The organism is Brevundimonas sp., from assembly GCF_046295595.1.
In the GTDB taxonomy this organism is placed as follows: domain Bacteria; phylum Pseudomonadota; class Alphaproteobacteria; order Caulobacterales; family Caulobacteraceae; genus Brevundimonas.
Window position 1 is genome coordinate 73,997 of the sequence record NZ_JBKBMX010000017.1, and the last position, 6,114, is coordinate 80,110.

Annotated in this window: 7 protein-coding genes and 1 pseudogene; 7 read left to right on the top strand and 1 reads right to left on the bottom strand. The window is 73.3% G+C overall.

Translation table 11 applies throughout. The annotated features are described in order from the left end of the window. Window positions 1–18 precede the first annotated feature (18 nt). From ACK4JY_RS11785 to ACK4JY_RS11815, 7 genes are all read left to right on the top strand, one after another. Window positions 19–1,260 (top strand): glutamate-5-semialdehyde dehydrogenase, encoded by a 1,242-nt coding sequence (locus ACK4JY_RS11785; RefSeq protein WP_409605903.1) that lies wholly within the window; start codon window positions 19–21, stop codon window positions 1,258–1,260. An 84-nt stretch (window positions 1,261–1,344) separates the two neighbouring features. After that, window positions 1,345–1,527: a hypothetical protein gene (locus ACK4JY_RS11790; protein WP_409605905.1), complete on the top strand. Its 183-nt coding sequence runs from the start codon at window positions 1,345–1,347 to the stop codon at window positions 1,525–1,527. A 68-nt stretch (window positions 1,528–1,595) separates the two neighbouring features. Further along, window positions 1,596–2,285, top strand: a complete 690-nt coding sequence (locus ACK4JY_RS11795; protein ID WP_409605907.1) for a nicotinate-nucleotide adenylyltransferase — start codon at window positions 1,596–1,598, stop codon at window positions 2,283–2,285. A 116-nt stretch (window positions 2,286–2,401) separates the two neighbouring features. Next, window positions 2,402–2,818: a ribosome silencing factor gene (gene rsfS, locus ACK4JY_RS11800; RefSeq protein ID WP_409605909.1), complete on the top strand. Its 417-nt coding sequence runs from the start codon at window positions 2,402–2,404 to the stop codon at window positions 2,816–2,818. An 8-nt stretch (window positions 2,819–2,826) separates the two neighbouring features. After that, window positions 2,827–3,291: a 23S rRNA (pseudouridine(1915)-N(3))-methyltransferase RlmH gene (gene rlmH, locus ACK4JY_RS11805; protein WP_409605911.1), complete on the top strand. Its 465-nt coding sequence runs from the start codon at window positions 2,827–2,829 to the stop codon at window positions 3,289–3,291. Continuing rightward, a complete protein-coding gene (locus ACK4JY_RS11810) occupies window positions 3,291–4,370 on the top strand; it encodes a murein hydrolase activator EnvC family protein (RefSeq protein ID WP_409605913.1) in 1,080 nt (359 codons plus the stop codon). The genes rlmH and ACK4JY_RS11810 overlap by 1 nt, the downstream gene beginning before the upstream one ends. Window positions 4,371–4,615: 245 nt before the next feature. Then, window positions 4,616–5,992, top strand: coding sequence for a S41 family peptidase (locus tag ACK4JY_RS11815; RefSeq protein WP_409605915.1), 1,377 nt, complete (start codon window positions 4,616–4,618; stop codon window positions 5,990–5,992). Window positions 5,993–6,021: 29 nt separating this feature from the next. Here the strand turns inward: ACK4JY_RS11815 and ACK4JY_RS11820 are convergent. Beyond that, window positions 6,022–6,114 (bottom strand): annotated as a pseudogene (locus tag ACK4JY_RS11820) (IS5/IS1182 family transposase); the annotation flags it as partial.

Consider the following 6,114-nt stretch of genomic DNA (forward strand, 5'->3'; position numbering starts at 1 on the left):
CCCGCTCTCGAGACCGACATGCTCGCCCTCGGCCGCCGCGCCCGGGCCGCCGCCCGCGCCCTGGCGCTGGCCGGACCTGACGCCCGGACAAGGGCCCTCGCCGGCATGGCCGCGGCCCTGCGCGCCCGCGCCGATCAGGTTCTGGCCGCCAATGTCGCCGATCTGGACGACGCCCGCGCCAGAGGCATGGCCTCGGCCATGATGGACCGCCTCGCCCTCGACCCGAAACGGCTGGACGGCGTCATCGCCGCGCTGGAGTCGATCGCCGCCATCCCCGACCCGGTCGGCGTCGAAACCGCCCGTTGGACGCCCGCCAACGGCCTCGACATCGCCCGCGTCCGCACCCCCATCGGCGTGCTGGCCATCATCTATGAGAGCCGCCCCAACGTCACCGCCGACGCCGCCGCCCTCGCCGTCCGCGCCGGCAACGCCGTCATCCTGCGCGGCGGCTCGGAATGCCTGCGCTCCAACCTCGCTATCCACGCCGCCCTCGTCGAAGGGTTGCAGGGCGCCGGCCTGTCGCCCGACACGGTGCAGATCGTCACGACCCGCGACCGCGCCGCCGTCGGCCATATCCTGACCGGCCTCGACGGCTCGATCGACCTGCTGATCCCGCGCGGCGGCCGCTCCCTTGTCGAACGGGTCAAGCGCGAGGCCCGCGTCGCCGTCCTCGGCCATCTCGAGGGCGTCAACCACGTCTATGTCCACGCCAGCGCCGACCCCGACATGGCCCGCGCCGTGGTCGTCAACGCCAAGATGCGCCGCGTCTCGGTCTGCGGCGCGGCCGAGACCCTGCTGATCGACCGGGCCGTGGCCGACGCCCTGCTGCCGCTGATCGCCGGCGATCTGACCGAAGCCGGCTGCGAACTGCGCGCCGATCCCGCCGGCCGCGCCCTGATCCCCGCCGCGACAGCCGCCAATGACGACGACTGGTCGACCGAATACCTGCAGCCGATCCTCGCGGTGAAGGTGGTCGATGGCCTCGACGCCGCCCTCGACCACGTCGCCCGCTACGGCTCCGGCCACACCGAGTCGATCGTTGCCGCCGACGAGACCGCGATCGAACGCTTCCTCGCCGAGGCCGACGCCGGCATCGTCCTCGCCAACGCCTCGACCCAGTTCGCCGACGGCGGCGAGTTCGGCTTCGGCGGCGAGATCGGCATCTCCACCGACCGCCTGCACGCCCGTGGCCCGGTCGGCGCCGAACAGCTGACCAGCTTCAAATACGTCATCCGCGGCAAGGGCCAGACCCGGCCCTGAGGCGGGTCCCGGAGGCGGGTCCCGGAGGCGGGCGAGGGAACGCCGCGCGGCTCCCGGCCCTTTCTCCCTGCAAAGGAGCCTCCCATGACCGACAAACACCAGACCGAGGGCCGCAACGCCAACGGCGCCATTCCCCCGGGCAAGCCCGACGCCTCGACCTCCGACGCTGCCGTGAAGAGCAATGGCGAGCGCGAGCGCCGCAGCGCCGGCCCCGACGGCCCGGACGGCGCCGAGGTCGGCGACACCTTCAAGAAACAGCCCGGCTGATCGGCCGCGACAGGGTGGCGCCCGCGTGTTAGCTCACGCCTGAGCAAAAGCCCCGCGAGCCCCCCGCCTTGTCCTTCTTCCACGCCGGTCCCGCGCCGAGGGCGTTCGGCCCCCGCCCCGGCGGCCTTCGCGACGGCCTCGGCCTCCAGCCCGGCATGAAGGTCGGCGTCTTCGGCGGCTCGTTCAATCCGGCCCATGACGGCCATTCCCACGTCGCCGAGACCGCCCTGCGCCGGCTTGATCTGGACCGGGTGATCTGGCTGGTCTCGCCGCAGAACCCGCTCAAGGACGCCCGCGACAGCGCCCCCCTCGACGAACGCATGGCCTCGGCCCGCGCCGCCGCCCGCGCCGCCTCCGGCCCGTCCATGGTCGTCTCCGATTTCGAGACCCGCATCGGCACGCAATGGACCGTCGACAGCCTGCGCGCCCTGACCGCCCGCCATCCGGGCGTGCGCTTCATCTGGCTGATGGGCTCCGACAATCTGGCCACCTTCCACCGCTGGCGCGGCTGGACCGACATCCTTCGCATGATGCCGGTGGCGGTGATCGCCCGGCCCGGCTCCGAGCTGGACAGCCGCACCGCCCCCGCCGCCGCCCGCTTCGCCGACGCCCGCGTCCCGGCCTCGAAGGCGCGGCTGCTGCCCCATCTGGAAGCCCCTGCCTGGACCTATCTGACGGCGCCGCTGAACCACCGCTCCTCGACCGCCATCCGGGCCGGTGCAGCGGCCGGGGCGCCGCCGTCCGGGCAGGATGCGTGACGCCCGGGCCCGTCTGTGCTAGACTGCCCCTTTAGTAATCTCCCCGGAGCCCTCCGCTGACCCCCTCGCCCGCGCACGATGCGCAAGACAGCGCCGTCTCGAACACCGCGCATGAGATGGACCCGATCGCGCCCATCCATTCCGAAGACGGTCCGCAGAGCGGTCACGAGGGCCCCCTTCCCGTCGGCGCCAACGCCCTGGAACAGGCCGTTCTGACCCGCCTCGACGAGGACAAGGCCCAGGACATCGTCCTGATCGACCTGAAGGGCAAAAGCCCGATGGCCGACACCATGATCATCGCCTCGGGCCGCTCGCACCGCCACGTCGGCGCCCTCGCCGACCACCTGCAGCGCACGCTGAAGGAACAGGGTCTGGGCAAGGTCAAGGTCTCGGGCCTGCCGCACTGCGACTGGGTGCTGCTCGACGCCGGCGACGTCATCGTCCACCTGTTCCGTCCGGAAGTCCGCGCCTTCTACAACATCGAGAAGATCTGGTCGGTCGACAGCGGCCACCGCGTCGACGCCCGCGCCTGACCTGACCGGTGAAGCTGGCCGTCATCGCCATCGGCAAGCCGGGGCGCGGGCCTGAAGCCGAACTCGCCGCCGACTACGCCGGCCGCGCGACCCTCGCCGGCCGCGCGCTCGGCCTCGGCCCGCTGGAGCTGATCGACCTTGAGGCCCGCAAGCCGGGCAAGGCGGCCGAGGCCGAACTGATCCTCAAGGCCGCCGAGGGGGCCCATCTGATCGCCTGCGACGAGCGCGGCAAGACCTTCTCCAGCCGCGCCTTCGCCGACCACATCGCCGCCCTGCGCGACGGCGGCGAGCGGCGGCTGGCCTTCGCCATCGGCGGGGCCGACGGGCTGGACGACAGCGTCCGCGCCGCCGCCGCCTCGACCCTCGCCTTCGGCCCCCAGACCTGGCCGCACGCCCTCGCCCGGGCCATGCTGGCCGAGCAGCTGTATCGCGCCGTGACCATCCTGGCCGGATCGCCCTATCATCGGGACTGATGCGTAAGGCCGCCCTCGCCCTGCTGTTCGTCCTGACCGCCGTGCCGGTGGCCGCCGCCGCGCCGCAGTCTGCCGAGGTCGCCCGGCTGCAGGCCGAGGTCCGCGACGAGCGCGCCCGCGCCCTGCGCCTGCGCGCCGAGGCCGCCGACGCCGGGGCCGAGATCGCCCGCATCGAGCGCGAACTGGCCGCCCTCGGGACCGACGTCGCCGTCGGCGACCAGGCCATCGCCGCCCAGCGCGCCCGCCTGCGCGGCCTGAGCGAGCGCGAGGCCGGCCTCGTCGCCCGCCTGTCGCAGGCGCGCGGGCGTCAGGCCCGGTTGCTGTCGGCGCTGCAGATGATGAGCCGTCGCCCGCCGCCGCCGCTGCTGGTCCCCGCCGACAAGGCGGTCGACACGGTCCGCGCCGCCATCCTGATGCGCGCCATCGCCCCCGAGCTGGAGGCCCGCGCCCGCCCGCTGATGGACCGCCAGGCCGAGATCGTCCGCGTCCGCCGCCTCGCCGCCCTCGGCAGCGAGGCCCTGTTCACCGCCGAAAGCGCCCAAGGCGACCGCCGCGCCCGCGCCGAGGCCCTGATGGCGCGCCAGACCCGGCTGCGCTCGATCCTGCGCGCCGAGGCCGCCGCCGCCGAAGGCGCGACCCGGGCGCTCGAGACCCGTCTGCGCGCCCTCGGCGGAACCGTGCCCGCGGCCGACGTCGAGGCCCCGTCGGCCACCGCCCCGCGCCCGGCCGGCCGGGACCGCCTGACCGCCCCGGTCGAAGGCGCGCCGTCGATCCGCTACGGCTCCGGCTCCAGCGGCTGGCGCTGGCGCGCCGACGGCCTCGAGGTCCGCGCCCCCGCCGCCGGCCGCGTCGCCTGGACCGGCCCGCTCAGCGGCTGGGGCCAGGTGGTGATCCTCGACCTCGGCCCCGGCTGGCGCGCCGTCGTCTCCGGCCTCGACGAGGTCACGGTCGGGACGGGCGACCGCGTCGCCGACGGCCAGCCCCTGGGCCGCGCCGGCCCCGACGGGGAGATCGGCTTCGAACTGCGCCGCGAGGAACGGCCGATCGATCCGGGGCCGTGGTTGGGAAGGGGTGATTAGTGGCTAGTGGCTGGTGATGGCCGCTTCCCCACCTGCGGAAGGGCGACGCGGAACGCGCCGTCGCACAGGCGGTGGCCAGCCACTAGCCACTAGCCACTCCTCCACCCCCCACGCGAATCCCCTTCCCATCCCCCGATGACGCTGATTTTATCGGGGAACCGGCGATCGGCCACGATTTGGTCGCCGGAAGCCTCGTAATTGCAGACATTCGGGCCGTCTCCGCGGCCCGCCGGAAACAAGACCGTATGCGCAAGTTGCTGATGATCGGCGCCGCCGCCGCCACCGTGGTCGGACTGGGCGCCGCCACGACCGCCGGCCAGACCCCGCGCAACGAGGCCTTCCGCCTGATCGGCCTGTTCGGCGACGCCCTCGCCACGGTCGAGCGCGACTACGTCGTGCCGGTCGACGACAAGAAGCTGATCGAGGCCGCCCTGCAGGGCATGATGAGCGCGCTCGACCCCCACTCCGCCTATATGCCGGCCAAGGGCTACAACGAGCTGCGCGAGCGCACCGAAGGCCAGTATTCCGGCGTCGGCCTGACCATTTCGTCCGAGGGCGGCATGGTCAAGATCATCTCGCCGATGGACGGCGGCCCCGCCGCCCGCGCCGGCGTCCAGGCCGGCGACGTGATCTCGGCCATCGAGGGCCAGAATTCCTCCGGCCTGACCGTCAGCCAAGTCTCCGAGAAACTGCGCGGCGCCGCCGGCACCTCGGTCAAGGTCACCTTCCTGCGCGACGGCGAGGAGCCGCGCGAGGTCGTCCTGACCCGCGAGATCATCAAGATCGAATCCGTCACCGGCCGGATCGAGGGCGATCATGGCGTGCTGCGCGTCTCGACCTTCAACGAGAACACCGGCCGCGAACTGACCGAGACCATCGCCCGGCTCAAGGCCGAGAACCCGGCCCTGACCGGCTATGTCCTCGACCTGCGCAACAATGGCGGCGGCCTGCTGGACGCGGCCATCGCCGTGTCCGACGCCTTCCTCGAGCGCGGCGAGATCGTCAGCCAGCGCGGCCGCCGGCCCGAGCAGATCCTGCGCTACGCCGCGACCCCGGGCGACCTGACCGGCGGCCTGCCGGTGGTGGTGCTGATCAACTATGGATCGGCCTCGGCCTCCGAGATCGTCGCCGGGGCCCTGAAGGACCACCAGCGCGCCACCGTCCTCGGCCTGACCAGCTTCGGCAAGGGGTCGGTGCAGAGCGTCATCCCGCTGCGCGGCGGGGCCGACGGCGCCCTGTCGATCACCACGGCGCGCTACTACACCCCCTCCGGCGCCTCGATCCAGAAGATCGGCATCGAGCCCGACCTCGAGGTGGCCCGCTCCGAGGCCGAGGCGCGCATCGTCTCGCGCTCCAACTTCATCTATTCCGAAGCCGCCTACGCCACCGCCCTCGACGCCTCCATCGGCGCCGAGCGCAAGGGCCCGCACACCCCGCACGAGGCCCCGGGCGAGTCCTATGACAAGGAGAAGGACTACCAGCTGGAGCGCGCCTTCGACCTGCTGCGCGCCGGTGGTGAGCTGACCCGGCTGGCCGCGGCCCCCGAGGGCGTCGTCGTCACCGCCCCCGGCGCCACGGCCCTGGCGGCGGTGGATGCGCCGGAGGCGGCGGAGACGCCGTAAGCTAGGGGCTAGGGGCTAGGGGCTAGGGGCTAGGTTCTGGACTCATAAGCCCTGAGCCAGAGGCGTGTTGAGGCGAGCAGGACGGCGGCGAGGAAGTTGCGGGCCAGCTTGTCGAAGCGGGT

What these genes read in the sequence shown, in the direction of transcription:
- ACK4JY_RS11785 (WP_409605903.1), top strand. Translation starts at nt 19, where the DNA reads ATGCTCGCCCTCGGCCGCCGCGCCCGGGCCGCCGCCCGCGCCCTGGCG.
- rsfS (WP_409605909.1), top strand. Translation starts at nt 2,402, where the DNA reads ATGGACCCGATCGCGCCCATCCATTCCGAAGACGGTCCGCAGAGCGGT.
- ACK4JY_RS11790 (WP_409605905.1), top strand. Translation starts at nt 1,345, where the DNA reads ATGACCGACAAACACCAGACCGAGGGCCGCAACGCCAACGGCGCCATT.
- ACK4JY_RS11810 (WP_409605913.1), top strand. Translation starts at nt 3,291, where the DNA reads ATGCGTAAGGCCGCCCTCGCCCTGCTGTTCGTCCTGACCGCCGTGCCG.
- ACK4JY_RS11815 (WP_409605915.1), top strand. Translation starts at nt 4,616, where the DNA reads ATGCGCAAGTTGCTGATGATCGGCGCCGCCGCCGCCACCGTGGTCGGA.